The organism is Mycolicibacterium sarraceniae (genome assembly GCF_010731875.1).
Taxonomy (GTDB): Bacteria; Actinomycetota; Actinomycetes; order Mycobacteriales; family Mycobacteriaceae; genus Mycobacterium; species Mycobacterium sarraceniae.
This window is the reverse complement of sequence record NZ_AP022595.1, coordinates 214,198-240,561: the sequence shown is the minus strand read 5'-3', so window position 1 is coordinate 240,561 and position 26,364 is coordinate 214,198. Positions and strand designations below refer to the sequence as shown.

General features: G+C 65.3%; 26 protein-coding genes and 1 pseudogene. 9 read left to right on the top strand and 18 right to left on the bottom strand.

The genetic code is table 11. The annotated features are described in order from the left end of the window. From G6N13_RS01325 to G6N13_RS01305, 5 genes are read right to left on the bottom strand one after another with little or no spacing between them, the layout of a single operon-like run. On the bottom strand, positions 1 to 1,050 hold the full coding sequence (locus G6N13_RS01325) for an MlaD family protein (protein WP_163694493.1): 1,050 nt from the start codon (positions 1,048 to 1,050) through the stop codon (positions 1 to 3). After that, positions 1,041 to 2,051: an MlaD family protein gene (locus tag G6N13_RS01320; RefSeq protein ID WP_163694492.1), complete on the bottom strand. Its 1,011-nt coding sequence runs from the start codon at positions 2,049 to 2,051 to the stop codon at positions 1,041 to 1,043. Before G6N13_RS01320 ends, G6N13_RS01325 begins: the two co-directional genes overlap by 10 nt. Continuing rightward, the gene (locus G6N13_RS01315; protein ID WP_163694491.1) at positions 2,048 to 3,097 is read right to left on the bottom strand and encodes an MlaD family protein; all 1,050 of its coding nucleotides are present in this window, start codon (positions 3,095 to 3,097) and stop codon (positions 2,048 to 2,050) included. The genes G6N13_RS01320 and G6N13_RS01315 overlap by 4 nt, the downstream gene beginning before the upstream one ends. Positions 3,098 to 3,100: 3 nt before the next feature. Further along, positions 3,101 to 3,961 carry an MlaE family ABC transporter permease gene (locus tag G6N13_RS01310; RefSeq protein ID WP_163694490.1) on the bottom strand — a complete coding sequence of 287 codons (861 nt, stop codon included), beginning with the start codon at positions 3,959 to 3,961 and terminating at the stop codon, positions 3,101 to 3,103. Then, positions 3,961 to 4,929: an MlaE family ABC transporter permease gene (locus tag G6N13_RS01305; protein WP_163694489.1), complete on the bottom strand. Its 969-nt coding sequence runs from the start codon at positions 4,927 to 4,929 to the stop codon at positions 3,961 to 3,963. Before G6N13_RS01305 ends, G6N13_RS01310 begins: the two co-directional genes overlap by 1 nt. 530 nt (positions 4,930 to 5,459) lie before the next feature. On the opposite strand from G6N13_RS01305, the gene G6N13_RS01300 reads away from it, so the two are divergent. Genes G6N13_RS01300 through G6N13_RS01280 form a run of 5 tightly spaced genes read left to right on the top strand, consistent with a single transcriptional unit; the run spans position 5,460 to position 10,705 of the window. Next, positions 5,460 to 7,124 (top strand): thiamine pyrophosphate-binding protein, encoded by a 1,665-nt coding sequence (locus tag G6N13_RS01300; RefSeq protein WP_163694488.1) that lies wholly within the window; start codon positions 5,460 to 5,462, stop codon positions 7,122 to 7,124. Further along, positions 7,124 to 7,810, top strand: a complete 687-nt coding sequence (locus G6N13_RS01295; protein WP_163694487.1) for a DUF8713 domain-containing protein — start codon at positions 7,124 to 7,126, stop codon at positions 7,808 to 7,810. The genes G6N13_RS01300 and G6N13_RS01295 overlap by 1 nt, the downstream gene beginning before the upstream one ends. Further along, the gene (locus tag G6N13_RS01290; protein ID WP_163694486.1) at positions 7,807 to 8,841 is read left to right on the top strand and encodes a 3-oxoacyl-ACP synthase III family protein; all 1,035 of its coding nucleotides are present in this window, start codon (positions 7,807 to 7,809) and stop codon (positions 8,839 to 8,841) included. Before G6N13_RS01295 ends, G6N13_RS01290 begins: the two co-directional genes overlap by 4 nt. Then, entirely contained in the window at positions 8,838 to 9,098 is a 261-nt protein-coding gene (locus G6N13_RS01285; RefSeq protein ID WP_163694485.1) for an acyl carrier protein, read from the top strand. Before G6N13_RS01290 ends, G6N13_RS01285 begins: the two co-directional genes overlap by 4 nt. A gap of 44 nt (positions 9,099 to 9,142) precedes the next feature. After that, positions 9,143 to 10,705 carry an AMP-binding protein gene (locus G6N13_RS01280; protein ID WP_235677899.1) on the top strand — a complete coding sequence of 521 codons (1,563 nt, stop codon included), beginning with the start codon at positions 9,143 to 9,145 and terminating at the stop codon, positions 10,703 to 10,705. A 230-nt stretch (positions 10,706 to 10,935) separates the two neighbouring features. Here the strand turns inward: G6N13_RS01280 and G6N13_RS01275 are convergent, their stop codons facing one another. Together G6N13_RS01275 and G6N13_RS24045 are read right to left on the bottom strand one after the other, a co-directional pair. Then, on the bottom strand, positions 10,936 to 12,147 hold the full coding sequence (locus G6N13_RS01275) for a pyridoxal phosphate-dependent aminotransferase (RefSeq protein ID WP_163694483.1): 1,212 nt from the start codon (positions 12,145 to 12,147) through the stop codon (positions 10,936 to 10,938). Between the two features lie 421 nt (positions 12,148 to 12,568). Next, positions 12,569 to 12,781, bottom strand: coding sequence for a hypothetical protein (locus G6N13_RS24045; RefSeq protein WP_170310424.1), 213 nt, complete (start codon positions 12,779 to 12,781; stop codon positions 12,569 to 12,571). A 220-nt stretch (positions 12,782 to 13,001) separates the two neighbouring features. On the opposite strand from G6N13_RS24045, the gene G6N13_RS24245 reads away from it, so the two are divergent. Then, positions 13,002 to 13,304 (top strand): helix-turn-helix domain-containing protein, encoded by a 303-nt coding sequence (locus tag G6N13_RS24245; protein WP_179965052.1) that lies wholly within the window; start codon positions 13,002 to 13,004, stop codon positions 13,302 to 13,304. Positions 13,305 to 13,313: 9 nt separating this feature from the next. Here G6N13_RS24245 and G6N13_RS01265 read toward each other — a convergent pair whose 3' ends face one another. From G6N13_RS01265 to bluB, 4 genes and pseudogenes are all read right to left on the bottom strand, one after another. After that, positions 13,314 to 13,694 carry an STAS domain-containing protein gene (locus G6N13_RS01265; protein ID WP_163694481.1) on the bottom strand — a complete coding sequence of 127 codons (381 nt, stop codon included), beginning with the start codon at positions 13,692 to 13,694 and terminating at the stop codon, positions 13,314 to 13,316. A 167-nt stretch (positions 13,695 to 13,861) separates the two neighbouring features. Then, on the bottom strand, positions 13,862 to 14,101 hold the full coding sequence (locus G6N13_RS01260) for a hypothetical protein (RefSeq protein ID WP_163694480.1): 240 nt from the start codon (positions 14,099 to 14,101) through the stop codon (positions 13,862 to 13,864). Between the two features lie 141 nt (positions 14,102 to 14,242). Then, positions 14,243 to 14,463: pseudogene (locus G6N13_RS01255) on the bottom strand (IS630 family transposase); the annotation flags it as partial. A gap of 20 nt (positions 14,464 to 14,483) precedes the next feature. After that, positions 14,484 to 15,128 (bottom strand): 5,6-dimethylbenzimidazole synthase, encoded by a 645-nt coding sequence (gene bluB / locus G6N13_RS01250; protein WP_163694479.1) that lies wholly within the window; start codon positions 15,126 to 15,128, stop codon positions 14,484 to 14,486. A gap of 126 nt (positions 15,129 to 15,254) precedes the next feature. Here bluB and G6N13_RS01245 point away from each other — a divergent pair, with 126 nt between their 5' ends. Further along, the gene (locus tag G6N13_RS01245) at positions 15,255 to 16,202 is read left to right on the top strand and encodes an alpha/beta fold hydrolase (protein WP_163694478.1); all 948 of its coding nucleotides are present in this window, start codon (positions 15,255 to 15,257) and stop codon (positions 16,200 to 16,202) included. On the opposite strand, the gene G6N13_RS01240 is transcribed toward G6N13_RS01245, so the two are convergent. The 4 genes from G6N13_RS01240 to G6N13_RS01225 form a co-directional block, all read right to left on the bottom strand. Next, positions 16,192 to 17,538 carry a flavin monoamine oxidase family protein gene (locus tag G6N13_RS01240; RefSeq protein WP_163701503.1) on the bottom strand — a complete coding sequence of 449 codons (1,347 nt, stop codon included), beginning with the start codon at positions 17,536 to 17,538 and terminating at the stop codon, positions 16,192 to 16,194. The genes G6N13_RS01245 and G6N13_RS01240 overlap by 11 nt on opposite strands. A 72-nt stretch (positions 17,539 to 17,610) precedes the next feature. Next, complete coding sequence (locus tag G6N13_RS01235) at positions 17,611 to 18,591, bottom strand: TIGR03617 family F420-dependent LLM class oxidoreductase (RefSeq protein ID WP_163694477.1); 981 nt, start codon at positions 18,589 to 18,591, stop codon at positions 17,611 to 17,613. Between the two features lie 40 nt (positions 18,592 to 18,631). Next, complete coding sequence (locus G6N13_RS01230) at positions 18,632 to 19,744, bottom strand: Rv3169 family protein (protein WP_163694476.1); 1,113 nt, start codon at positions 19,742 to 19,744, stop codon at positions 18,632 to 18,634. Between the two features lie 6 nt (positions 19,745 to 19,750). Further along, complete coding sequence (locus G6N13_RS01225) at positions 19,751 to 20,890, bottom strand: phosphotransferase family protein (RefSeq protein ID WP_163694475.1); 1,140 nt, start codon at positions 20,888 to 20,890, stop codon at positions 19,751 to 19,753. Between the two features lie 42 nt (positions 20,891 to 20,932). Here G6N13_RS01225 and G6N13_RS01220 point away from each other — a divergent pair, with 42 nt between their 5' ends. Next, positions 20,933 to 21,535 (top strand): TetR/AcrR family transcriptional regulator C-terminal ligand-binding domain-containing protein, encoded by a 603-nt coding sequence (locus tag G6N13_RS01220; protein ID WP_163694474.1) that lies wholly within the window; start codon positions 20,933 to 20,935, stop codon positions 21,533 to 21,535. Positions 21,536 to 21,550: 15 nt separating this feature from the next. Beyond that, a complete protein-coding gene (locus G6N13_RS01215) occupies positions 21,551 to 22,438 on the top strand; it encodes an SDR family NAD(P)-dependent oxidoreductase (RefSeq protein ID WP_163694473.1) in 888 nt (295 codons plus the stop codon). A 9-nt stretch (positions 22,439 to 22,447) separates the two neighbouring features. On the opposite strand, the gene G6N13_RS01210 is transcribed toward G6N13_RS01215, so the two are convergent. The 3 genes from G6N13_RS01210 to G6N13_RS01200 are packed head-to-tail and all read right to left on the bottom strand — an operon-like array spanning position 22,448 to position 26,363. Next, positions 22,448 to 23,209, bottom strand: a complete 762-nt coding sequence (locus G6N13_RS01210) for an enoyl-CoA hydratase (protein WP_163694472.1) — start codon at positions 23,207 to 23,209, stop codon at positions 22,448 to 22,450. Next, entirely contained in the window at positions 23,209 to 24,771 is a 1,563-nt protein-coding gene (gene nuoN / locus G6N13_RS01205) for an NADH-quinone oxidoreductase subunit NuoN (protein ID WP_163694471.1), read from the bottom strand. Before nuoN ends, G6N13_RS01210 begins: the two co-directional genes overlap by 1 nt. Continuing rightward, positions 24,768 to 26,363 carry an NADH-quinone oxidoreductase subunit M gene (locus G6N13_RS01200; protein ID WP_163694470.1) on the bottom strand — a complete coding sequence of 532 codons (1,596 nt, stop codon included), beginning with the start codon at positions 26,361 to 26,363 and terminating at the stop codon, positions 24,768 to 24,770. The genes nuoN and G6N13_RS01200 overlap by 4 nt, the downstream gene beginning before the upstream one ends. Between the last annotated feature and the right edge of the window lies 1 nt (position 26,364).

The following is a 26,364-nucleotide window of genomic DNA, read 5'->3' as shown; positions in this document are numbered from 1 at the left end:
TCAACAGGTCTTCATGATGTTGGGCAGGCACAGGTCTTGACCGGGGACCAGCCGGTTGTGCTGGTCGAAGGTGACACCGTTGCCACTGAGCATCGGTCCCACGATGTTGAGCGTTTGCCCCAGGCCGTCAAGTGCCATACCCCACCGTTCGGGATGGGCCGCGAGGGTGTCGCTGATGTCTTCGAGTCCCTCGGCGATCGGCATGACATCTTTGCCATACCACATCGTGAGCCGGTCGAGTACGCGGGTCAATTCCTTTATCAGGCTGAAGAATTCGACGATATCGACGGATTTCGAGGTGTACATCTTGCCGAGAATGTCGAACTGTTCGAATAGCGTGATGAGCTGTGCGCGCCCGGCGGTCATCGCACGCAGGCCGTCGTTGACGAAGTCGAGGCCGCGATGGAAGTCGGTGGTGGACTTGCTCATCGATTCGGTCAGCGTGTCCGCCGACTGCAGGAGGTTGCGTATCGCGTCGGGATACCTGTTCGCGGCCTTGGCGACCTCGGCGAAGGTGTCGTGGATGACGTGACCGTCGACCTTTTTGACCACCGGGGTGGCGGCCTGGATGATGTCGTTGACCTCGAATGGCAACGTGACGCGTTCCGGTGCAATCCCGTTGCGGCCCAGCGGTGATGAACCCTTGGGGTCCAGCGCGACATAGTGTCCGCCAAGCGGCGTCAACAGCTTGATGTCCAGCGTGGAGTCCGAGCCCACCTTCACCGCATTATCGACGTCGAACGTCATCTCGACGAGAGCGCCGTCGAGCCGAACACTGGTGACCTTGCCGACCGGGATGCCCGCCACCCGGACCTGATCGCCGGCGCGCAGACCGGCAGAGTTGGGCATATGCGCGGTGAAGCTGGCCTCGTCGGCCGGATTCAGGTAGGCCATGGCGGTGCCGGCCAGCGAGGCGATGATGAGAGCGACGCCGATGATGCCGTTTCGGCGATTACGGTTGGCGGTGGCGCGTTCGTCTCGCGACGCCTGCCATCCGCCGATTCTCGCGCTCCATCCGCTGAGCCGCTTCCCACGCTCGATCACCGGCATACCACCAGGTTCTGTTGTGCGAACGACACTTCGCCGATCCCTGGCAGGGTGACTTCGCCGTGTGAGCAGGAGAACGCTGGTGTTGCCGGTTGTTCGTCGACCAGCCAGTCCCGCACACCCTGGATCAATGACGGGGCCAATGAGAGGCCCGCGATGATCGTCGGGGTCTGCGGCCACATCCGGCTGCTCAGGTCGTAGAGCGGACCGGTCGTCCCGTCGAATGTGCGCTCGAAATATTGCAGGACGTGGGTGGTGTTGCGTAGTACCGGAAGTCCGCTGTCCAGGGCGGAGCGGAATTCCTCGGCCTTGGAGCCGAATTGCGCCAGCACTTCGTTGAGCTGGGAGATGAGCGCGAACAGCTGTCCGGACCTGCCGCCCAGATCTTGGGCGATAGCACTGAGATTGCGGATCATCGTGGTGATGAGGACCTGACGGTCGACGGCCAGTTTGGAGATTTCGTCGAGGTCGTGAAGGAACGGGCCGATACCCGACTCGTCCCCCTGGATCAGCCGCAGCAGGTTCTCACCGAGCAGGTTGAACTGGGCGGGGTCCAGAGTCTGGAACATCGGCTGAAATCCGTTGAACAGCTTGGCTACGTCGAACGACGGAATCGTCTGCCCGATCGGCAGGGTGCCGCCGTCGGGCAGCCGGTTCTCGGGCTTGGGTGGTTGAACGAGTTCCACATAGCGCTGACCAATCAGGGTCTGATACCGCACCGCGGCAACGGTATTGGTGTACACCGGGTGATCGGTTTGGGCGTTGAAAACTACCTTGGCGACTCGCCCGTCGAGCCGGATAGTCTGCACTTTGCCGACCTGCACCCCGGAGATGCGGACGTCGTCGCCGACGTAGAGGCCTGACACATCGGAGAACGTCGCCGTGTAGCGGGACAGTGCTCCGGTGACCGGACTGCGCAGGGCCGTCAGCACGACCAGTGTGCACACCACGGCGACCGCGGTGAAGATCGTCAGCCACATCACGGATTTGGTCACGCTTCTCATCGCCCACCACCCGGTGGTGGTGTCGGAGCCTCGGCGGGCAGCGCTGCTGCCAGTCCGGGCATGGCATCCAGAGTCAGCTCGAGATTCAGTCGGACCTTGCTGTTGATGATAGGAAAGGCCGTACTCGTGCGGTCCAGCAGACCCGATATCCGGTCGTAGGCCGGTGACATGCTCCCGTACATGTAGGCGTACGGCACGAACACGCTCATGGCCCCGCCGAAGAGCGGGACGAGCCACGATAAGTGCTTGGCGAAGATGCCGTCGGTGGTGAAGAGAAGTTTCGACAACTGGTCCATGATCACGTTCATCCGGTCCACCCCGTCGGGGTGCGCCAGGAATTCCATTCCGTTGAGCAGGTCGTAGGCCAGGCTCACGAGGGGAACGGCGTCGCTGACCCCGTTGACCACCGAGGCGAGCACCGAAAGCGATTGCGAGAAAGGCACTTTCTGGGAGTCGGTGAGCATCTTGACCAGGTCGAAATACGACCGGGTGACCGGCTCGGTGAGGTCGGCGTGCTTGCGCACGATCCCGATGATGTGGTCGATATCGGGCGAGTCCATGATCCGGCCGAACTTCTGGCCCTGCCGGAGCAGCCCGGTGATCGATGCCGATTTCACATTGGTGTCGACCATCAGCGTCTTGTTCGGGCCCAACCGGGGGCCCGCCCCACTGCTCACGAGTTCGACCGCCGCCAGGCCAAAGGTGTTGGAGGAGGTGAAATTCGCCGTCGTGTCGGCGGCCAGAGCGGCCGCTTGGCGCGGCTCGAGCTCCAGGGTGATTTTCTGCTTGTTGAAACCGGCCGACTGCAGCGTTTTGACCGAACCAATGGTCAGGCCACGGAACTTGACCTCAGCACCTGGGGTCAGACCCTCGCCGAGCTTGTCGGCCAGCACTGTCAGAGTGAACGTGTCGGCGTAGTTCCCGGTGCCGACTTGGTACAGGACAGTGCCCGCGACAGCCAGCACCACCGCGGCGAGGAGTCCCCGGAGTCGCAACGCACCCGAACTGGGCTTCCGCCCTCCTTGGTCGGCAGCAGATACTGGCATGCCCTATCCCGAAATCCGAATACCGGGGCTGTTGCCCCAGAACAACAGTGTCAGCACCATGTCGGCGGCCACGACGGTGACGATGCTGGCCCGGATCGCGCGACCCGAGGCTCGTCCGACACCTTCGGGCCCCCCGACGGCGTAATAGCCCTGGTAGCCGTGGATCGCGATGATCAGCGTCACGAAAATGACCGCCTTGAGCACCGAGAACACCACGTCGGAGGGCTGGATGAACGAGTCGAAATAGTGGTAGTAGGTACCCGAGGACTGCCCGTGCAGGACATTGACCACGAGTGCGCACGACACATAGCTCAACGCCAGGGTCACCACGTAGAGCGGAATGATGGTGAGCATCCCGGCGATCACCCGAGTGGTGACCACGAACGGGATCGACCGAATCCCCAGCGCTTCTAGCGCGTCGATTTCCTCGGAGATCCGCATGGCGCCGATTTCGGCGGTCATCCGGCACCCGGCCTGGGCCGCGAAGCCGATCCCGGCGATCATTGGCGCCATCTCCCGGGTGTTGGCATACGCGGAGACAAATCCGGTCAGCGGGCCCATCCCGACCATGTCCAGGGCGCTATAACCTTCGATGCCCACCGAGCCGCCGACCGCCGCACCCATGAACACCAGCACGCCGATGGTGCCGCCACCGACGATCAGTGACCCGTTGCCCCACATCACGTCGACGAGCAGGACCCCGGTCTGGTGCCGGTAGTGCTTGAGCGTGTGCGGAATGGTGCCGAGCACCTCGGCCAGGAAGCTGACCTGATGCCCGAGGCGCTGGAACAGCGAGTCGCCCCGCTCGGCGATCCACACCGGCACCCGTACGACGCCCGGCACGTAGCGGGCCGGAGTGGCCATCAGCCCATCCTTAGCGGCATGGACATCGACACGCCCTGCGTGATGATCAGGTTGAGAATGAAGACCGCGACTACCCCGATGACGACCGAGGCGTTGACCGCGTCGGCCACCCCGCGCGCACCGCCCTTGGCTTCCAGTCCGCGCTGACAGGCCACCAGGATCACGACCAGACCGAAGAGCCAGGTCTTGAGCATGGCGACGACCACATCGCCGACGCTGGCGAACGACGCGAACGAGGCGATGTAGCTGCCGGGTGTACCGGATTGGAAGCCGACATTGATCGCGTAGCCCGCCGCCAGCCCCATGAAGATGATGAAGGCGCACAGTACCGGTGCCACGAACACAATTGCCGCCAGTCGCGGGGTGACCAAGCGCTGCACCGGATCGACACCCATCACGCGCAGCGCGTCGACTTCCTCGCGGATGGTGCGTGCGCCGAGATCGGTCGCCACGGCCGAACCGGCGGCTCCGCCCAGCAACAGCGCCGCCACCATTGGCGCGCCCTGCCGGATCACCCCGAGACCGCCCGCGGCACCCGAGACCGACGAGGCGCCGACCTGCTGGATGAAGTTGCCGACCTGGACCGCCACGATAACCCCGAAGGGGATGGACACCAGCAATGCGGGGATCGCCGTGACACTGATGATGAACCAGGCTTGATGGATGGTGTCGCGCCATGGGTGGCGCAGGCGGCACAGGTCCGTGATCAAGAAGCCAAACGCCTGCGCGCCCAGTCCGAAGAAGCGGCCCAACGTCTGCAGTGACGAATCCGTTTGGGCGAGCACATGCCGAAGCGGTCTGCTGAGGATCGTGATGGCCTGGCGGCCCGTCGACACCTCCGCAACGGACTCGGTGGCCTCCGGATTATCCGATCTCGCGGGGGCGTCGACATCGACGTCGGCGAGATCGATGTCTTCGAGTTCGGTCGCTGGTTGCGCCGCAGTCGCGTCATGGACACCTGCGGTCAACGGCAGGCACCTCCTTAGTCGCTGGCAAACTACTTCCCCCCAGCAAAGTTCGAGCATGGTTGTTGTGCGTTTACCAGCGGTCCGACTACGTGCGTTCTACCAGCGGCGGAGTTCGCGTGTTCACAAAAGAAGTTCAGTGTGATACACGCCACAATAGGCCGTCAACGCCCGCTGACGCTCGGCGGCGCCGGCCGCCGCCGCTCCAGGGTTGCGGCAGGGTCAATAACGTGCGCAGACGTGGATCGAGTGCGACAAGAGTCGTGAGTTCACTGGCTCAGCAAGGCTTCGTGTCCGGTGATGTCCTCTTTCGACAGGGTCTGTGGTTCCGATTGACCCGCGATCGCACAGGAAACTGGCAGCCTGTCCGGGCAAGTACCGCTACGACCCGGCGCGATTATCTGCCAGATCGTCAAATCCCGGCGAAGAACTCGGTATCTGCATTAGGGTTCGTGCAAGTTAGACGGACTAGGTGGAGGTCATGGCGAGCGCGGTTTCTGGGCAAGTGCCGGGGGCGATTGTGCTCGAACGTTATGCCGGTCACCTCTGAACACAATGGCGCAGGGGATCGGCGCACGCGAGTAGTCGACTTCATCGTCGAACACCTGGCCCTGCGCGGCACCCGGCATCTGTTCGGTGTAGACGGCGCTAACATCGAAGACGTCTATGACGCCGCCCATGCTCGCCCCGACATCACCGCGGTGGTGGCCAAGCATGAGTTCTCCGCAGCCGCCATGGCCGACGCCTACAGCCGCGCTCGGGGCGCTATCGGGATCGTCATCGCGACATCCGGCGGCGGTGCCCTCAACACCATTCCGGGGCTGGGGGAGTCATTGGCCAGTCGGGTTCCGGTCCTGGCGCTCGTCGGTCAGCCGCCGACGACGACTGATGGCCGTGGGTCGTTCCAGGACACCAGCGGGCAGGGCGGTGCGCTGGACGCGGACGTGTTGTTCTCGGCCGTGTCGGTTTTCTGCCGGCGGGTACTGACCCCGGCCGACATCGTGACCGCCCTGCCGCAGGCGCTTGACGCCGCGGCGGCCCGCGGCGGCCCGGCGGTGTTGTTGCTGCCCAAAGATATTCAGCAGGCTCTTGTTGATGCACCCGCCGGCGCGGTGATCGGGCAGCCTGTGCGCCGGATCGGGGACATCGGCCCGCTGGTCGAGCTGATCCGCAACACCGACGGTCCGGTGACGATCATCGCCGGCGATCAGGTCGCCCGCGACGACGCCCGTACCGAACTGGAGACGCTGCGGGCGGTGCTAGGGGCACGTATCGCCGCGGTGCCCGATGCGAAAGACGTTGTCACGGAAGCGACTCCGCTCGGTGTGGCGGGGGTGATGGGCCACCCGGCGGTGGGTATCGCGCTGGCCGAGAGCGGGCTGTGTCTGTTGGTGGGAACCCGGTTGCCGCTGATGGCACGGGAGCCGGCGCTGGATTCGGTGCCGATCGCGTCGATCGGCTCGGCGGTCCCCTATGTCCGGAGTGCACATGTCGACAGCGACGACCTGCGCGCCTCGCTGAGGCTGCTCGCAGCCGCGTTGGCCGGCCTTACGTCTCCCACGCCGATCGCTGATAAGGCCACACCCGGGGAGCTGACACCACCGGTGCGCGCCGGTGAGGGTGTGCGCTACCGGGCTGCGATGCTCGCGCTGGACACACTGCTGCCACCGGACACCGATATCGTTGTCGACGCAGGCAATATCGGTGCCGCCGCAATCCACTGGCTGCCGGCTCGCCGTGATGGCCGCTTCCTGGTGGCCCTCGGGATGGGCGGCATGGGTTACAGCTTCGGCGCCGGCATCGGAATGGCCTTCGCGCGTGGACGTCGCACGGTGGTCATCGCCGGCGACGGATCATTCTTTATGCACGGCATGGACATTCACACCGCAGTGCACTACCGGCTTCCGATCACGTTCGTGCTCTTCGACAACCATGCCCATGCGATGTGCGTGACGCGCGAGCAGCTGTTTTACGGTGACCGCTACAGCTACAACCGCTTCGGCCCCAGCCGCCTCGGTGCTGGCTTGGCGGCCATGTTCCCCGCATTGCCGTCCCTTGATGTCACCGATATCGGCGAACTGGCGGTTGCGGTGCGGGCCGCACTGGACGTCGACGGGCCGTCCGTCGTCGCCGTCGAGTGCTCCGCTGACGAAATCCCGCCCTTCACAGCATTTTTAGCGAATACGAGAGAACACTGATGACACTGCCCGCACTCGAGGACATCACGGCCCACCACACTCACCACATCGGGGCTGGCACCGAACCGATCCCTGGGCTGATGCGCATCGAGACGTCGCCGAGGGAGAAAGCCACCCCGGTCCTGATGGAGATGATCCACGCGGTCTATCCGCACGACGACGTGTTCGGCGAGTACTGCACTGTCAACGATTACATCGACTGTCCTCCCGACGAGCTGTTCGACTACCTCGCCGACACCCGCTCACTGGAGGAGTGGACGTACAGCCTGCGCGGGTTCACTCCGACCGACGAAGCCGGGCTCTGGCTGGCCTACGACCGGCTCGGCAGCGAAACCGAGATCTACACCCGTACCGTCGCCAACCGCGAGGCTCGCACCGTCGACTACCACTGCGCCTGGGATCAGGGTCGGCACCTGTGGATGATCTACCTGATGCGGGTGGTGGATGCGCAGGTGGTTCTCAACAAGCCCGGTTCGGTTGTGCTGTGGACCAACTGCCACCATCCCTATTACGACGACAATCCCTATCCCGAGACCGCGCCGCCGGAACGTCCGGTCTGGGTGGGGGATTTCTGGGAGATGTTCGGCGCGGGCCACGAGTTGGAACTGAAGAACCTCAAGGCCATTGCCGAGTATCGTCACCGCAACGGACTCCCGATCACCCCGGACTGGATGCGGACATCATGAGCCCGGCCGGAATCCAGCCGACGGTCAGCCTGATCGACATCGCCACCTACCTGCCCGAAAACCGTGTTCCCGCAGAGTGGTACACGCAATACAGTGACAACGACGGCCTCCGGGACAACCCGATGTTCCGGCCGCCGGACTTCCGCCACCACGCCGCCGATGACGAATCCAACGTCGACATGATCGAGCGTGCCGTCGCGGCATTGGTGAGCCGCCACGGACCCGATGTGCTGGGCGAGGTCGATGTCGTGCTGACCCACTCTCAATTGCCCGATCTGCCGATCCTCGGGGCGGGCGGTGAGGTCGCCAAGCGGCTGGGCATCAATCCCGAGTGGATCATCGACGTGCACAACGGCGGCTGCGCGGCATTCGTGTTGATGCTCAAGCTCGCTCGTCAGCTGCTGGCCAGCGGTGCCGGGCGAACCGCGCTGATCGCCGTCGCCCAGAACGCCGCGGGCAAGATCTTCGAACAGGACCAGGTGCGCAAGCTGGCGCAGGCATCGGTTCCCGGTGACGGCGCGGCTGTCGGCCTGGTCACCCTGTCGGACAGCTCGCCGGTGCTCGATATCGAGTGCCGCTATTTCGGCGAGAACGCCACCGACATGACCTTGGCCGCCGACCCGGCGCGACGGTGGTGGGAGGCCGGTGAGGGACAGGGCTACGTTGGGTTCAACGAGGGCAAGATCATCAAGGTGCTTGCCCGCGGCAACCGACAGGTGCCGCAAGTCGTGCGAGCTGTGTGCGACCGCGTCGGAGTGAAGCCCGGTGACCTCGACCTGCTGGTGACCAACCAGCCGAACCGGTTACTGCTGCGCAACTGGAATGAGGCGCTGGGAATTTCACCCGAACGTCACCGCGACACGTTCCACGAGTGCGGCAACCTGTTCGCGGTCGCCATCCCGGTCAACATCGAGGCCGCCGTCCTCGACGGCCAGATCGGCGCCGGCGACATCGTCATGATGGCGGGATTCGCGCATGCGGGAGACTTCGCCGGCGCCGCCGCCATCCAATGGGGTGGAACCCGGCGATGACGGTGCCGACGACGCTGGCCGAGATCACCCAGGACATCATCGGATTCATCGAATCCGAAACCGATTGTGCTGCAACCACTCTCACCGCTGATTCAGGCCTGCAGGACGCCGGTATGGACTCGGCCCGGGTGCTGTCACTGGTTTTCCGGATCGAAGCCCGCTACGACATCGACCTCGACGCCGAGGACGGCGACGACCTGCGCACCGTGGGTGAGCTCGCTCAGTTGGTGCTGCGCCGCATCCAAGAGCGCCGATGATCGGCGCAGCTGCCATCAGGCCCAGGTTCGCGACACTGACCGACATGCTGGACAGGGCAGCGCAAAGCGGTCATAGCCTGTACTTCGTCGACCGCAATGAGAACGACACCGAAGTCGCTTTCGCCCAGATTCGCTCTGATGCCCGCGATTTCGCAGCTGGCCTGAGTGCCGCCGGTGTGCATAGCGGAGATCGCGTCGCGCTGGTGTTACCGACCGGACCCGAATTTGTCGCGAGTTTCTTCGGCGTGCTCTACGCGGGCGCCGTCCCGGTACCGCTGTATCCGCCGGTGCGGCTGGGCAGGCTCGATGACTACCGACACCGGACCGCGGCGATGCTGCGGGCGGTTCACGCGGTCCTGGTGGTCACCGAGGATCGGATCCGTCCGCTGCTCGAGGGTGACGAGACACGCTGCGTCACCATGGCCGAACTGTCCGGCCCTGACTTCGCTGACAGCCCGCTGGTTGCCACTGATCTGGCGTTGATCCAATTCTCTTCGGGCACCACCCACGACCCCAAACCCGTCGCGCTCACCCATGCCAATCTGCTGCACAATCTCGCCGCGATCGCCGACTACTTCGACAGCGCGGGTATGCCTGAGCAGGTGGGTGTGACCTGGCTGCCGCTCTACCACGACATGGGGTTGATCGGGAACCTGTTGATGGCGTTCTATCTTCGGCGCCCCCTGGTGCTGCTACCACCTGAACTGTTCCTCGCTGTGCCGGCGGCATGGCTGCGGGCCATCTCCCGTCACCGCGGCACCGTCACCGCGGCACCGAACTTTGCGTTCGGTTTGTGCTTGAAGCGGATTCGGGATGAGGACCTGGCCGGTGTCGATTTGAGTTCCTGGCGACTGTGCCTGAACGGGGCCGAACTCGCCAGCGCCGACGTTCAGCGAAGGTTCAGCGAACGCTTCGGGCGCTGGGGGTTCGACAGCTTGTCGTTCACTCCGGTCTATGGGCTGGCCGAGGCGTCGCTGGCGGTGACCTTCAAGCCTGCCGGCCGTCCGTTCAGTGTGGTCGAACGCGACAACAAAGAACTCGTGAGCACCGGCCGTCCGCTGGCGGGAGTCGACGTTGAGATCCGGGGCGACGATACCCGGCCGCTGCCCGAGGACGAGGTGGGGAATATCTTCGTCCGCGGACCCAGCGTGATGGCCGGCTACTTCGGCCGCGCCGACCTCACCGGGCAGGTTTTGCGCGGCGGCTGGCTGGATTGCGGTGACCTCGGATTCATCCATGACGGTGAGCTTTTCGTCTGCGGACGCAGCAAGGAGACGGTGGTCATCCGCGGCGCCAATCACGCGCCCCAGGATTTCGAGGCGGCACTGGACGGGCTGGCCGGTGTACGCACCGGGTGCGCGGTGGCCGTCAGTTACCTGCCCGCTTTCGCCGACGACGAAGCGCTGGCCATGCTCGTTGAGACCACCGCCGACGCACCCGACGGCTTGGCGGACGACGTGGCGGCCCGGGTGTTGCAGCGCACCGGAATCGCTGTTGGCCATGTCGAGCTGTTGACGCCTGGCACCTTGCCGCGGACGTCTAGCGGAAAACTGCGCCGAATCGAGGCGCGCACTCAGTGGCTGGCGGGAACCCTATCGCCGTGTTAGCGGCCATCGCCCGCCTCGCGACTCGCGCTCCCCGGCGGATGATCACCGTGGCGTGCTGATCGACGCATGGTCTCGGCCGGCAGGACGGTGTTGTTCTCCGCGATGACGGTCGCCCTATCGATGGCGGCGATGGTGCTGTTCCTGATCTATGCGCTCAAATCGTTCGGCTCCGCGGAATCGCCACCAAGCCCAGCCGCGAGATCGCCCTCAGTGTGATCGCGCGACGGTAGCTACTGGCGGTACGTCGCCAGGAACTGCCCGATGCGCTCGATGGCGGACTCCAGTTTCTCGGCGTGCGGCAGCGTCACGATCCGGACATGGTCGGGCTCAGGCCAGCTCAGGGCTGTCCCGGGGATGATGTGGATCTTCTCCTGCAACAACAGATCGAGGACGAACTGCTCGTCATCGCGGATCGGGTACACGCTCAGGTCGATCTTTGGAAACGCGTACAGCGCGCCCTGGGGCTTGACGCAGGAGACTCCCGGAATCGCATTCAGGGCCGCCCATGCGCGATCCCGCTGCTCGTGCAATCTGCCGGCGGGAAGGGCAAGGTCCACGCCCGACCGATCGGCGTCGAGCGCGAACCGAATCGCCTGCTGGGCAGGAACATTCGCGCAGCGGCGCAGACCGGCGACAGTCGCCAGGCCATCGAGGTAGCTGGTGGCGTGGTCGGTGGGCCCGGACACCGCGAGCCAGCCGGCGCGAAAGCCCGCACAACGGTGGGCCTTGGACAGGCCGTTGAAGGTAAGGCAGATCAGATCTGGTGCCAATGAGGCCGTCACGGTGTGTGACACGCCGTCGTAGAGAATCTTGTCGTAGATCTCATCCGAGCACACGATGAGGTTGTGCTCCCTGGCGATTGTGAGGATGCCGGTCAGCACCTCGGGCGGGTACACCGCGCCCGTCGGATTATTGGGGTTGATGATGACGATCGCGCGTGTTCGAGAGGTGACTTTGTTCGCGATATCGGCGACGTCGGGGTACCAGTCCGAGGACTCGTCACATCGATAATGGATGGCGCGCCCGCCGTTGACGTTGACCGCGGCGGTCCAGACAGGAAAATCGGGCGCGGGCACCAAGACTTCGTCACGGTCTTCCAACAGGGCGGTCATCGACATCGTGATCAGCTCGGAGGCGCCATTGCCTAGAAATACGTTCTCGACGTGGACTTCCGGAACGGCACGGGCCGCGTAGTACTGCGCTACGGCACGCCGCGCCGATAGCAGCCCCTTGGCTCCGGTGTAGCCGGCCGAGGTCGCCAATGTGCCGGCGATCTCGCGGACCAGTTGTGCGGGTACCTCGAAACCGAAAGGATGCGGGTCGCCCACATCCAGTCGCATGATCTGTTGTCCAGTCGCCGCCAGCCGGGCCACCTCTTCGGCGATCGGTCCCGCGGCTTCGTCAGACACGTTGGACAACCTGCTCGACTGGGCGAACTTCATGCGGTTCCTTTCACCGCCGAAAGCATCGCAGACAGCTGCAGCGCTCAGTGCGGTTACGCGATCATCAATGTGCTCGCCGGGTATCTACCGGTCATAATGGCAGGTAATCTGGGGTGGTGGAGCTATTAACGAGGGCGTCAGAAGCTTAACGTCCGGTTACCCGCCTGATCAGTTAATACGAGCTACGCGGGATACTGGGGCGCGGCGGCATGGCCGAGGTGCGCGACGGCTGGGATACCCGGCTCAACCGGCCGGTGGCGGTGACACTGCTACACCCGGCGCTTGGCCGGATGCCCGATATCTTCGCCGGCCCGCCCGCCACGGTGGCCGACCTTTACGCGGTCGGCTGGCGGCAGCAGCCAGACGTGGCGCCGATGCGGCGCTGCACTGTGCGTCTGGGCCACAGCAGTACGCGATTGCGTTATCGGATGCGCTGTCGGCGCTCAACCGCGGTGACATTGCTGCCGCCCAGGCGATCGTCGACCGGCAAAAGGCTCAGGCGCACGGGGCCCCGCACGCCGAGGCCATCGTGGCAGCGATGGCCGGCCGCGTCCAGCTCGCGGCCGGTAACCCGCAGGTCGCCTGCGGTGGCGCGTATCTCGGTGCCGCCACGGGTGCAACTGCCGATGCTCATCGCGCAATCGAGCGGTGATGGCGACGACCTCGACCTGGTGGCTACCGAATGGGAATCACTCGAGATGGCGGCTCCTGCCGCAGACGCTTTCGCGGCCGCTGCGTTGGTGCACCGGCGGTCAGGCGCACGGTTGCCAGGGCTTCAATCGTCGACGCGCGCGCACTGGTTGGTCAGCACATTCGGGCTACATACTCCCGCGACAGCGACGGGTGGAGTTCCGTTGCCGCTGAGCGGCCGTGAGCGAGAAATCGCCAATCTGGTCGCCAGCGGGCTGACAAACCGGCAGATCGCCGAACGGCTGGTGGTCTCGGTCCGCACTGTCGAAGGCCACCTCTACCTGGTGTTCAAACAGCTCGGAATCAACGAACGCGAGCGACTGATTCGTCTGATGCGAAATGCCGATCCTGATACACCGGCTAACGGTGGGAAAACTCCGGGTTCTCAACCGGAGTCGGCGGCTGGTCGTCCTCTGACGACGTCGCGGTTTCGGGTTGCACGGGATGGGAAAATAGCGGGTCCATAGGTATCCCTCTCAGGCACAGATTGATTCGAACTTGCCACCGTTAGACAGCGGCAGTTCGTTGAACGGATCGCAGATGTTCACGACACGCGCGACACACGGCACCGCGTCGATCATCCAGGTCACGTTTGCCTGGCGGCATCGATCGTCGATGTTGGCGAGGGCCGAAAATCCCGCGCAGTCAAAGAATGTCACCCGGGTCATATCGAGTACGAGCAGCTTGCAGTTGCCCGCACGGCGGAACACGTAGTCACTGAGTTGGTGGGCTGTGGACATGTCGACAGGGCCGGCCACGGTGATCCGGACGTTGGTGGTGCTGACCCATTCGGTGACGAGTTGCAGCGGACTTCGGGAGTCACCATCTGCGGGCAACCCGGAAACAGAACTCGACATTGGGGCGGCTCCAGTGAGCGCTAGGAGGAAAGCACAAGTTTCTGTAGAACACGCACGAAAGGCTTCGCGTAGCGGGTGCAAACACACCGCTCTCCTGCGCCGATTGCCGCAGCTGGAACGTCAACCTTCGCCTAGCCTACACCCAGAGCGTGGTTCCTGGCGCTTCTTCAGGCGCAGGGGGAGTCGCCGGGGGTGTAGTAGGTGGAGCCGTCGGGGGCGAAGCAGGGCTCCCGACCGGCCGCGGCTTGGGCTGCGGCGTCCAAGGGATCAGAGAACGTGATACCGGGACCGACCTGAACGTTAGGGCCGTCGACGACATTGGGGCCGAACACGTCATCCGCGTGCGCCAAGGCCGGGGCCAACAGCAGCGAAGCCGCACTCATTCCCGCAGCGAACAGTGTCTTCATAGTGTTTTTACTCCCTACGTCTTCAGCATGGCTCGGTATTGACGCATTCGGCGTGGCGGCAGCTGCAGCGTGCGCCGCACAGTGGTGGCGTGTGGTCCAGTTTAGCCAGCTCAGAGTGACTCGTGCAGTGGAGGGGGATAGCTAGTGTCCTGAGTCGTTAATTCGGGTGCAGTAGCTGGCGATGCTGGCGAGGATTTGGTCGGCGGTCTGGGTCCACACGGAGGGGCGGGGGTTGTCGTTGCAGGTGTCGATCCAGGCGCGGATGTCGGTGTTGAGTTGGCAGACCGAGGTGTGGGTGACCAGTGTTCGACGAGGTTGAGCCATGACGAGCTGGTCGGGGTGCAGCACCGCTGGCACCTTGGCCGCTGGTCGGGAAAACCGCTTATTCCCAACGGTTCTCGCTGACGAATTCGCTCAGCGGACGGCCATACGTCCATTCGTCGATCTCCAGGGCAGGCCGGTCGGGAAAGTCGGGTACCGGACCGAGGCACAGGATCGCCACCGGCTCGGCGCCGGACGGCATCTCGAGTAGTTCGCCAAGGCGCACGGGGTCGAAGATCGACACCCAACCCATGCCGAGGCCTTCGGCGCGGGCGGCCAGCCACATGTTTTGAATGGCACACGACACCGAGGCCAGATCCATGTGCGGCATTGTGCGCCGGCCGAACACGTGCCCGTCCCGGTCATCGCCAAGGGCGACCACAAGCAACTCGGCACAGTCGAGGATGCCTTCGACCTTCAGCGCCAGGAACTCCGCTGCCCGCGTGCCCAACGCGGCCGCCGTCTGCTGACGTTCCTCGTCGACCAGTGCGTGTATCTTCCGCCTCAGCCCGCCGTCGGTGATGCGCAGGAACCGCCAGGGCTGCATCAATCCGACGCTGGGGGCGGCGTGAGCTGCCGCCAGCAGCCGGGCCAGCACCTCGTCGGGCATCATCGTGCCCGGGCTGAACTTGCGCATATCCCGGCGTTCGTCGATGACGCGGTAGACGGCGCGACGCTCCTCGGCGGTGAAGGCGTGGTCGGTCACCGGGTCATCCTAGAGAGGGGCACAGGGCGGTAACGAGGGGCGCGGTCTGCCGGTTCAGCCGGGTTGTGCCAGCTACTGTAGATGACTCCGGTGGGGCAGTGTCGCCGCGCCGAGCAAGGGGAGATCATGTCGACGTCCCGTGCGGCCGTTCTGAGCGGTCCCGCATTGCCGGAAAGTAGAACCGTCGAGGTCAAGGCCGCCGACGGCACCCGCCTGCATACCGAAGTTTTCGGGCCCGAAGACGGCTACCCCATTGTGCTGGCGCATGGCATCACCTGTGCCATCCGGGTCTGGCACGAGCAGATCAACGACCTGTCCCGCGATTACCGGGTGATTGCCTACGACCACCGCGGACACGGTCGCAGCGGGCTGGCTGCGCGGTCGGGCTATAGCCTCGGCCACCTGGCCGGCGACCTTGATGCCGTCCTGTCGGCCACCCTGCGACCGGGGGAGCGGGCCGTCATCGCCGGGCATTCGATGGGCGGGATCGCGATCAGCGCCTGGTCAGACCGCTATCGGCACCGGGTAGCGCAGCGCGCCGATGCCGTCGCCCTGATCAATACCACCACCGGTGACCTGCTAGCAGAGATCAACCTGCTGCGGGTGCCGCAGCTGCTGGCCGGCGGCAGGTCCGTGGCGGCGCGCCAGATGATCAGGAGATTCGGCGCTGCTCCGCTGGTCCGCGGCGCTCAGCCCGGCAGTCGCTGGTTCGTCGCGATGATGGCGGTCGGCGCCGGTGCTGATCCCGCCGTCGCCCGTCTCATCCACGAGCTGTTCGCCGCCACCCCGCCCGCCGGGCGTGGCGCCTGGGCTCGGGTGCTCGTCGACGAGATGGGGCCGCGCCATATCGACCTTTCCGGGCTGACCGTGCCGACGCTGGTCATCGGGAGCAGCAACGACCGGCTACTGCCGATGTGTCAGGCGCGCAAGATCGCAGAGGCCGCCCCTAACCTCGTCGAACTCGTCGAGATTCCGGGCGGGCACTGCGCCATCCTGGAACACCCCGCGGCCGTCAATGCGCGGCTGCGAGCGCTGGTCGAATCGGTCACAGCGCAGCGCCGCATCAGTTCCTAAGCGTCGTGCCCACTTCGGCCGCCGCGCGCTGCCCGGACCGCACCGCACCGTCCAGGAATCCCGTCCACTTGTCGGCGGTTTCGGTGCCGGCCCAGTGCAATGGACCAACCGGCTTACGCAGCAGCGGCCCGAATTCCGTCCACGCCCCGGGCGGGACCGCTGCGGTCGGGCCACCGGGTGCGAAAGTCTCTGCGCCCCAACAATGGTCGAGGTATTCGATGGGGTTCTCGGCGTCGGGGCCGAACAAAGCCGCGAAGCCCGTGAGCGCGGCCTGGCGGCGCTGCTGGGGAGCCATCGCGTCGAAGCCTCGGGAGTCGACGAAGCCGAGCAGAACTCCCGGGCCGCCGTCACCGGGGCTGACGTCGAAGGTGATGAAGACCGGCCCCTGGTCCGACAGCGCCTGACCGGACAGATTCTTGTCCCGCCAGAACGGTCGGGGATAGGCGGCATAGGCCTTGCTCAACGCGCCCTGCGGCCAGCTTTGGGCGAGCTGCTGATAGCCGATCGGCGGTGCCGGGGCGATGTCGATGCCCTGGCGGTGCGCCGGGGGTATCGCCAGGATCGCGCGGCGTCCCTCCACGACACCACTCGAGGACATCACTGCCACCGCGTCGTCGGACCATTCGATCCGGGAGACGATGCTGTCCAGCCGAACCCGGTCACCTAGTTCGGCGGCGATCTTGTCCGCGATCTGCTGTGTGCCGCCGGGGAAGTGGTCCTGCTGGGCTCCGCCGACCACATCGAGCATGCGGTCCAGCCCGCCGGCGGCCTTCACGTAACGCACGGCATGCAACATCGAGACGTCGTTGGGCTCGGCCCCCCAGGTCACGCGAGCCATGATGGCCAGCAGGTCCCGGGACGAGGCGCTGGCACCCACCGAGTGCAGCCAGCCAGCCAGCGTGGTGCCGTCGAGCTTGGTGGCGCTGGGCGAGGCCCACGGCTTGGTGATATCGACATCCCGTCCGAGCCTCTCGACCTGCCATTGGATTCGGGCGATATCGAGGAGCTGCAGCAGCCCCAGCCGAGGGATCGTGCCGCGATAGGACCGCACCTTGCCGCGCCACCGGATCAGGTTGGCACCCTGGTTATAGGTCGGTTCGGTGGGGCAGTCCAGTTCCTTGGCCAGTGCCACGACCTGGTCTTGGGTGGGCCCGACGAAGGTGCCGCCGAGGTCGACGTGCACGCCGGCCAGCGTCGCGGTGCTCGAGCGTCCACCCACGCGGTCGCGGCCCTCAAGCACCACAACGTCGTACCCGTCTTTTACCAGTTCACGTGCCGCAACCAGGCCTGCGAAGCCCGCGCCGACGACCACAACGTCATAACCCACCCCACCCATGGTGCCCGTCCCCTGCGATTTCGGCGCGCAAACCGCCGCTGCCGAACGAGAGCGCGTCGACATCGCGCGTTCTCAGCGAGCCAGTTCGTCGACGATCTCGGCCAGCGTGTCGATCGCGATCGGACCGGGCTGGTAAAGGCAGACGGTGTCGCCGACACCGTCGACGCGGTCTCGGATGTGGGCGGCGATCTGCGCCGGCGTACCGCACGCCGCAATGGTGTGCAGCACTTCGTCGCTGATCAGCCCGGCCATCTCCAGCCATTTGCCTTGTTTGGACATCGAATTCAACTCGGGTTGTAGATCACCCCAGCCGTGGATGTCGAGCACCGGCCGGTAGGCAGGGGTGGAACCGTAGAACGACAGCAGCCGCCGGGTCGCCTCGTGATCCTCACCGGCTGACAGAATGATCTCGGGCACCACCGCGAATGACGAGGCGTCTCGCCCCGCGGCCGCCAGGCCATCGCGCACCGCCGGCATGGTTGACTCGTGCAGGAACTTCGCGGACCCGAACGGCATCACCAGCAGTCCGTCGGCCACTTCGGCGGTGGCGCGGGTCAGTCGCGGGCCGAGTGCGCCGACGTAGATCGGCGGTGGCCCGAAGGGATTCGGGCCGGGATTGAACATCGGCGTCATCAGCGTGTGCCGGTAGTACTCGCCGCGGAAGTCCAGCCGCTCGCCGGTTTCCCAGGTGTTGTAGATCGCTCGCAGTGCGCGGACGAGCTCGCTCATGCGCTCGACCGGCTTGTCGAACGTCGCACCGTAGTGCTTCTCGATCTGCGCGCGGATTTGGGTGCCCAGGCCGAGGATGAACCGGCCCTGCGCGAGCAGCTGGTGATCGTAGGCTTGGTGCGCCAGCTGGATCGGATTGCGCGGGAACGCGATTGCCACGTTCGTCATCAGATCCAACCCGCTGACGCCGGAGGCCAGCGTCAGCGGGGCGAACACATCGTGCGGCCCTTCGAACGTGAAAACGCCGCTGGTGCCGGCCTCGCGCAAGGCGTGCGCGCGCTCGACAGCATCGGTTGGGCCGTAAAGGGCGGTCATGATTTTCACGGGTCACCTAGCGATCGAGAGCGACGTATGGCGGAGAACGTCAGGGTGCGACTGTCAGCCAGTCGGCGAAGCCGGACGGGTCGTGACGGCCCAGCGCTCCGTGCTCGAACAGCCCCCAGCCTTCGACCGACGAGTTGCCGTCGTGGCAGACCGCGCGGCCGACGTGGTCGATCACCCCGAAGGCGGCACGCCCGACGACGGCAGGATCGTTCATGTCGTAGGTGAGCCGCTCGGTGAACTTATCGCCCTTCCAGGTGCCGTGAATCCAGTCCGAGTCGCCGCCATAGCCGCCGCCGACGTGAATCGGGACGGGAAGTTTGGACTCCACGTCAAAGCGGAGCGCCGACCCCGTACTGTCGGTGGCCTCGATGGTCGCACCCGTAGGAATCCTTGTCCCCGAACGGTAATGAATCTTCACCCGCGGCCAACCCAGCTGCTCGACCCGGCCGTCGCGCCAGATCCGGGTGCAGTCGTTGAGCGAGCGGAAGCCGTCCGGTGCTTCCTGGATGATCAGCACGATCGCGAAGTCGTCGAAGGCCATCGGCACGTACAGCCACCACATGCCCTCGAACGGCGGATCGGCCGGCCGTCCGGCGGGCTCTGCTTCGCCGAGCGGCCGGATGCCCCACGACCGGTCTCGGCTGCCGATCCACACCGACGGATCGACCTTGATCTCCTCGCCGTCGATGGCGATATGCCCTGCCCAGGAACCCAATTGGGCAAAACGCTGAGCGTCCAGTGTCACCCGGTTGCCCTGGCGCATGAGGTGCCGCTGCTCCTGGACCACCGGGAAAAGTCCTTCCCAGGTGAGGTCGAGCGCCATGCCCTCGGTCTCGTCCATCACGATCCGGATCTTCTGCAGCGGCTCGACGACCTCAAGGCGGTAGCTGTTGACGTGTTGGTTGAGCCGGTCCTGGTCGATCGCGTCAGACAGGTGCACCGCGGTCTGTGTGTCGCCCCGCCTTACGAGCACATAGGCGTCCTTCACCCCGAGGTTGGGGTAGTAGCCCATGCCCGTTATCAGGAAGATGTCCCCGGTGCGGTCATGTGCGTTGAAATAGTTGCGGTCGTAGAAGTTTCGATCCGAAGAATTCGGCCAGGCGATCGGCAGTGGCGCCTGGTGTACCGGGTATTCGTCCAGCGGGCCGAGCATGAGCGGCTATGCCTCCTCGATGAGCCGGCGCAGCAGGCCGGCGTGGTAGAACGTCGACTCGACGTCCTCGGGCTTCTCGATCTCGCCGAAGTGCACGCGCCGCGCGCTGGTGCGCATGAACACACAGCACCAGATCACTCCGGAGTAGACGTAGAACCAGCGCAGATCACCGAGTTCGACGCCGGTCAACTTCTCGTAGGTGGCGCGTACGTCCTCTTCGCGCATGACATGGGGCAGCCCGGGCATCCCGGCGAGACCGGAGAGTTCCTGGAACACCATATGCGCGAAGATGATCCACGCCACGTCCAACTCGCGCGGCCCGAGGGTCGCCATCTCCCAGTCCAGCACCGCGACGGGGCGGAAGTCCTCGTAGAGCACGTTGCCGACTCGCGAATCGCCCCAGGCCAGGACCGGCTCGGTGGCCGCGACATCGGCGGGGAAATGGTCCTCGAGCCAGCCCAACGCGGTCTCGACCAGCGGCGAGCGGCCGATGTCGGGAACGGCGAACTCATACCAGCCTTTGAGCCAGTTCAGCTGGCGGCGCAACGGGGTATCGCCTGCGGGCACGGCCTCGGCGAGGAAGCCAAATGTGTCGGCTGCGTTGGGGATCGCGTGCAGCTTGGCCAGCACCTCAACCGTCGAATCCTGCAGCGCGCGCTGCTGTTCGACGGGAGCGTCGGCGAACCAGTTGTCGCCGAAGGTGTAGGGCATCACGTCGGGCGGCACGATGCCCGAGACATGGTCCATCAGGAAGAAGGGCGCACCGAGGACCTTGCCGGTCGTGTCGATCCAGCGCACCCTCGGCACCGGCACGTCGGTCAGTTCCTCGACCAGCCGGATGACCTCGAACTGATGGTCCATCCGGTAGGTGATGAAGACGGGGACGTCCTCCTCGGTGGGGGCCACCCGGGCCACCCACTTCTGCTCGACCTCCGTGCCGTCCTCTTCCCAGCGGCCGGTCAGGATGATCGTCTCCGACGACATGCCGTTCGAGTCGATGCCGCTTTCGACGGTCACCTCCGGTTTCACGCGACCGGGCATGACGGTGGACAGCCATTCCGAGAGCAGCGCGGGAACGGTGCTGACGTCACGACCAGAACGCTGCAACCGATCGAGGTCGTTTTCCACAGACGGTTGGTTGGTCACCTTTGTCCTCTCCAACCCTATTACGATACGGTGGGTAGCGTTATGAAAGCAGACGCGTCTTCGCTTGACAAGACCGCGGTCCCCGGGCGGCCTCGAGATCCGCGTATCGACGCTGCCATATTGCGTGCTACCGGGGAGCTGCTTGTCGAAATCGGTTATCCGAATCTGACTTTGGCTGCTGTCGCCGAGCGTGCGGGCACCACCAAGACCGCGCTGTACCGCCGGTGGTCCAGTAAGGCGGAGCTGGTTCACGAAGCCGCCTTCCCTACCGCGCCCACCGCGCTCGCCACCCCCGCAGGCGATTTCCCCGCCGACGTGCGTGCCATGCTCGCCGCCACCCGGGACGTCTTCACCAGCCCGGTGGTGCGCGCCGCGCTGCCCGGTCTGATCGCCGACATGAGTGCGGACGCCGAACTGAACGCGCGGGTGATGGCCCGGTTCACCGACGTGTTCGCCGCGGTGCGCGATCGGCTCGTCGAGGCCGTGCATTGCCGCGAAGTTCACGCCGACGTCGACCCGGAACGCCTCATCGAACTGATCGGTGGTGCGACGATGATGCGGTTGTTACTGCGCCCCGAGGATGATGTCGACGCCAACTGGGTCGACCAGACGGCGGCGATCCTGGTGCACGGCGTGGCGCTGTAAGAAGAGAGGCATGCGATGACCGGACGACTTGCTGGCCGAACCGCCATCGTCACCGGAGCCAGCCGTGGCCTTGGCCGCGCGACCGCGCTGGCCCTGGCAGCTGACGGCGCCGCGGTGGCAGTGGCGGCCCGCACCGAACAACAGTGGGACGAGCGCCTGCCCGGCACCATCGGCGACACCGTCGCCGCCATAGAAGCTGCCGGCGGACAGGCCGTCGCGATCCAGGCCGACCTGCTCGAGCGCGATGACCTGCCCCGCCTGGTCGCCGAAGCTCGCGCGGCACTCGGTCCCGTCACGATTCTGGTCAACAACGCCGCGTTCACCGCGCCGGGCCGTCCGCCCAAACCTGACGCCGCGCCGAAACAGGCAAGGCCCAACGCTGCGGCAGGTGCGGCCAACGCTGACTGGCCCGGCTTCTTGGCCATCCCACCGAACGCGTATCGCAGGCATTTCGAGATCGGCGTGTTCGCCTCCTACGAGCTGATCCAGCTGGTCTGCCCGGACATGTTCTCCGCGGGTGTCGGCTCGATCATCAACGTCACGTCGGTGGCCTCCCGGGTGCCCGGCGATGGGCCGTATGAGAACTTCGCCGGTGGTGTGCTGCCCGGCTACGGCGGATCAAAGGCAGCGCTGGAACACCTGACCTGGTGTGCGGCTTACGACCTGCAACGGCACAACATCGCGGTCAACGCGCTGGCGCCGTCGCGGCCGATTCCCACGCCGGGCCTGTCGTACTACCGCAATGAGTTCACCAGCGTGTCCCCGGAGGACGAGTTCGCCCGCGCGGCAGTCGAGTTGGCGGTGGTCGACGCCAATGTTGTCACGGGCCGCACGATCGGGCACCTTGAAGTGCTCGACGGAAGCTTCGCCCCGTTCACGAACACCGCGTCCGCGCTAGGCTAGCGGTCGGCGTTAGGGAATCTGGCGCTTGTTGCGCTCGGCGACCTCGCGCTGGCGGGCGGCGAGCTGCCCGGTGTCCACCATCGATGCACCGGCCACCGCGCGTTCGGCCGTCAACGCCGGCTCAGTGACCGCCGCGGTTCCGGCGCGATAGATCTGCTTAAGACCTGCCATCGTCGGTGCGGGTACCTCTGCGATCTGGTTCGCGAGTTCGAGAACGCGCACCAGAAGCTGTTCGTGGGCAACCACTTCGGTGACCAGACCGATCCGCTCGGCGCGCTGCGCGTCGACCACCTCACCGGTCATCGACAGCCGCCGGGCCATCCCGGAGCCAACCAGCCGCGGCAGCCGCGCCGTCATTCCGCCGCCGGGCAGGATCCCGACCCGGGCGTGAGTGTCTGCGAAATACGCGCGCTCCGAAGCGATCAGGAAGTCGCATGCCAGCGCGATCTCCAGTCCGCCGGTGAACGTCGCGCCGTTGATCGCGCCGACGACTGGCTTGCTCAGCGCGACAATCGCGTTCATACAGTTCATCTTGTCGAAGCGGCCGAAGTAATCCATACCCATGCTCTGGGCCTGTTTGAGGTCGACACCCGCGCAGAACGCCGGATCAGTGCCCGTAAGCACCACCGCGCGGACCGATTCGTCGGCTTCGGCGGCGCCGAGCGCGGCGTAGAGCGCCTCGAACAGCTCGGTGCTCAACGCGTTGCGCGACTCGGGCCGGTTCATCGTCAAGACCCGGACAGCGCCGTGGTCATCACTGAGGAGGATCATCAGTTCAGGAACCTAGCCGCATGGTCAACGAGGTCGAGCAGCGGCTGGGGTAGCGCGCCGAGCGCGAACGTGATGGCCGCGGTCAGCGTGATCGTCGCGACGCTCAGCGAGCTGGGTGTGATGACCTCCGGGGCGTCTTCGGGCGGATCGGTGAAGAACATCAGCACGATCACCCGCACGTAGAAGTACGCCGCGATCGCAGATGCGATCACACCGACCACCACCAGCGGGATGGCCCCACCCTGCCCGGCAGCCTTGAAGACCGCGAACTTACTGACGAAGCCGCTGGTGAGTGGGATACCGGCAAAGGCCAGCAGGAACAGTGAGAACACCACGCCGACAAGGGGGTAGCGCCGGCCCAGGCCCGCCCAACCGGCCATCTCGGTCTCCTCGACACCGTTGGCGTCGCGGACCACGCTGACCACCGCGAAGGCACCCAGTGTGGAGAAGCCGTAGGCGAACAGATAGAACAGCGTGCCCGACAGTCCCGCCGGGTTGGCGGCGATCACCCCGGTCAGGATGAAACCGGTATGCGCGACAGCCGAATACGCCAGCATCCGTTTGACGTCGGTCTGGGTTACGGCAGTGACGGTGCCGACCGCCATGGTGAGGATCGCCACCGCCCACAGCACGGGCCGCCAGTCATGGCTGAGGCCGGGCAGCGCCACATAAAAGATCCGCAGCATCGCACCGAACGCGGCGACCTTGGTAGCCGCTGCCATGAAAGCGGTGATGGGCGTTGGTGCGCCCTGGTATACGTCGGGGATCCACGAGTGGAACGGCACCGCACCGACCTTGAACAGCAGACCGACCGCGACCAGGGAGGCGCCGATGAGCCCCAGCATGGTGTTATCGGTGCTGGTGTTTATGGCGTGGGCAATAACGGGCAGGCTCAGGGTCCCGGCGTACCCGTAGAGCAGCGCGATGCCGTACAGGAAGAATGCCGACGAGAACGCGCCGAGCAGAAAGTATTTCAAGGCTGATTCTTGCGATAGCAACCGCCGATGACGGGCCAGGCCACACATCAGATACAGCGGCAGCGAGAACACTTCCAGCGCAATGAACATCGTCAACAGATCGTCGGCGGCAGGGAAGATCATCATGCCGGCGATGGCGAACATCGTCAGCGGGAACACCTCGGTGTGCACCAGCGCGGTCTTGGTGGCGATCTTCTCCGCGACACTGCCCGGCACCGCCGAGGCGTCGGGGGTGAAAGCGTCCAAACTCGCTGCGCGTGAATCGGATTCAGCGGGCGCTCGACGTTCGGCGATCAGCAGAACACCGAGCACGCCGATCAGCAGGATGGTGCCCTGTAGGAACAAGGCCGGGGCATCGACCGCGACGGCACCGCCCACGACGGCCTGGCCGACCCCTTCTAGATCGCGCGCCAGCAGCACCACGGCGAAGAACGCCGCCACCAGACCGGCCAGGCTCAGGGCGACCTGCGTGGGATAGCGGCTCTTGCGGGGCAGCAACGCCTCGACGAGCACTCCGGCGACGGCCACCCCGAGGATGATCAACAGCGGTGAGAGCTGGCCGTATTCGACACTGGGCGCGATCACGGACGTGCCCCTTCCGCGACGGTGGGTGCCGGGTCGGTTTGATGGATCGACGTCAGGGTCGCGGCCACCGCGGGGTTGATGACGTCAAGGGCGATCTTGGGATACACCCCGAGCCCGATCAACAGCGCGATCAGCGGTGCCACTACCAGCAGCTCCCGCGGCCGCAAGTCACGGACCTTCTCATTGCCGTCGGTGATCGAACCGGTCATCATCCGTTGATAGAGCCAGAGTATGTAGACCGCGGACAGCACCAGCGCCACGGACGCGATGACGGCGAAGGCAGGGTACCGAGTGAATGTGCCGATCAGAACTAGGAACTCACTGATGAATGGGGCGAGCCCGGGTAGCGACAGCGTCGCCAGGCCCGCCACCAGGAAGGTGCCCGCCAGAACGGGGGCGACCTTCTGGATCCCGCCGTAATCGGCGATGAGCCGGCTGCCGCGGCGAGTGACCAGGAACCCGGCGATCAAGAACAATGCGGCCGTGGAGATGCCGTGGTTGACCATGTACAGGGTGGAGCCCGCCTGGCCCTGGCTGGTCATCACGAAGATGCCCAGGATGATGAAGCCGAAGTGGCTGATCGAGGTGTAGGCGATGAGCCGCATGACATCGGTCTGGCCGATCGCCAGGATGGCGCCGTAGACGATCCCGATCACCGCAAGCGCGATGATCAACGGGCGGAACAGCGTTGCCGAGTCGGGGAAGAGCGGCAGGCAGTAACGCAACATCCCGAAAGTGCCGACCTTGTCCATCACCGCCATCATCAGCACGGCAGACGCCGGCGTGGCCTGTACCGCGGCATCTGGCAGCCAGCGATGGAACGGCCACAGCGGGGCTTTCACCGCGAACGCGAACAGGAACCCGAGGAAGAACGCGTTGGCGACGCCGGGCGCCATCGTGAACTTCCCGGTCGCAACGGCGTCGACGATGAGGCGGAAGTCGAATGTGCCGGCGTCGAACGCCTTGCTGGCCGAAGTGACCACGTAGAGCCCGATGACCGCGGCCAGCATGATTAACCCGCCGAACAGGTTGTACAGCAGGAACTTCACCGCTGCGGCCGGCGCCGCGGAGCCGGCGGCATTGGACTGAGCTCGATTTCCTCCGCCGAACCCACCGATCAGGAAGTACATCGGGATCAGCATGGCTTCGAAGAAGACGTAGAACAGCAGGATGTCGAGCGCAACCAGCGACATCATGACCATGCCTTCGACGGCCAGCATCAGCGCGATGTAGCTGTGTGGTGCGCGGCCGGACAGCCCTGCCCGGGCGTCGGCGTCGTTCCAGCCGGCGATCAACAACAGCGGCATCAGGACGGCGGTGAGCACTACCAGTGCCAACGCGATCCCGTCGAGGCCAAGGATGTACCCGGTGCCGAAAGACGGTATCCACGGATGGTTTTCGACGAACTGGAACTGCGCGCCGGTCGGATCGAAGCGCACGGCGAGCAGTAGCGATAGCACCAACACCGCCAGCGAGACCACGACCCCGGCGTACTTCGCGAACTGCCGCAGCGAGGCGGGCAGCACGATGATCACGGCCGCGCCGACGACGGGGATCGCCCACAGCACGGTCAGCCAGGGAACGTTCGTCATT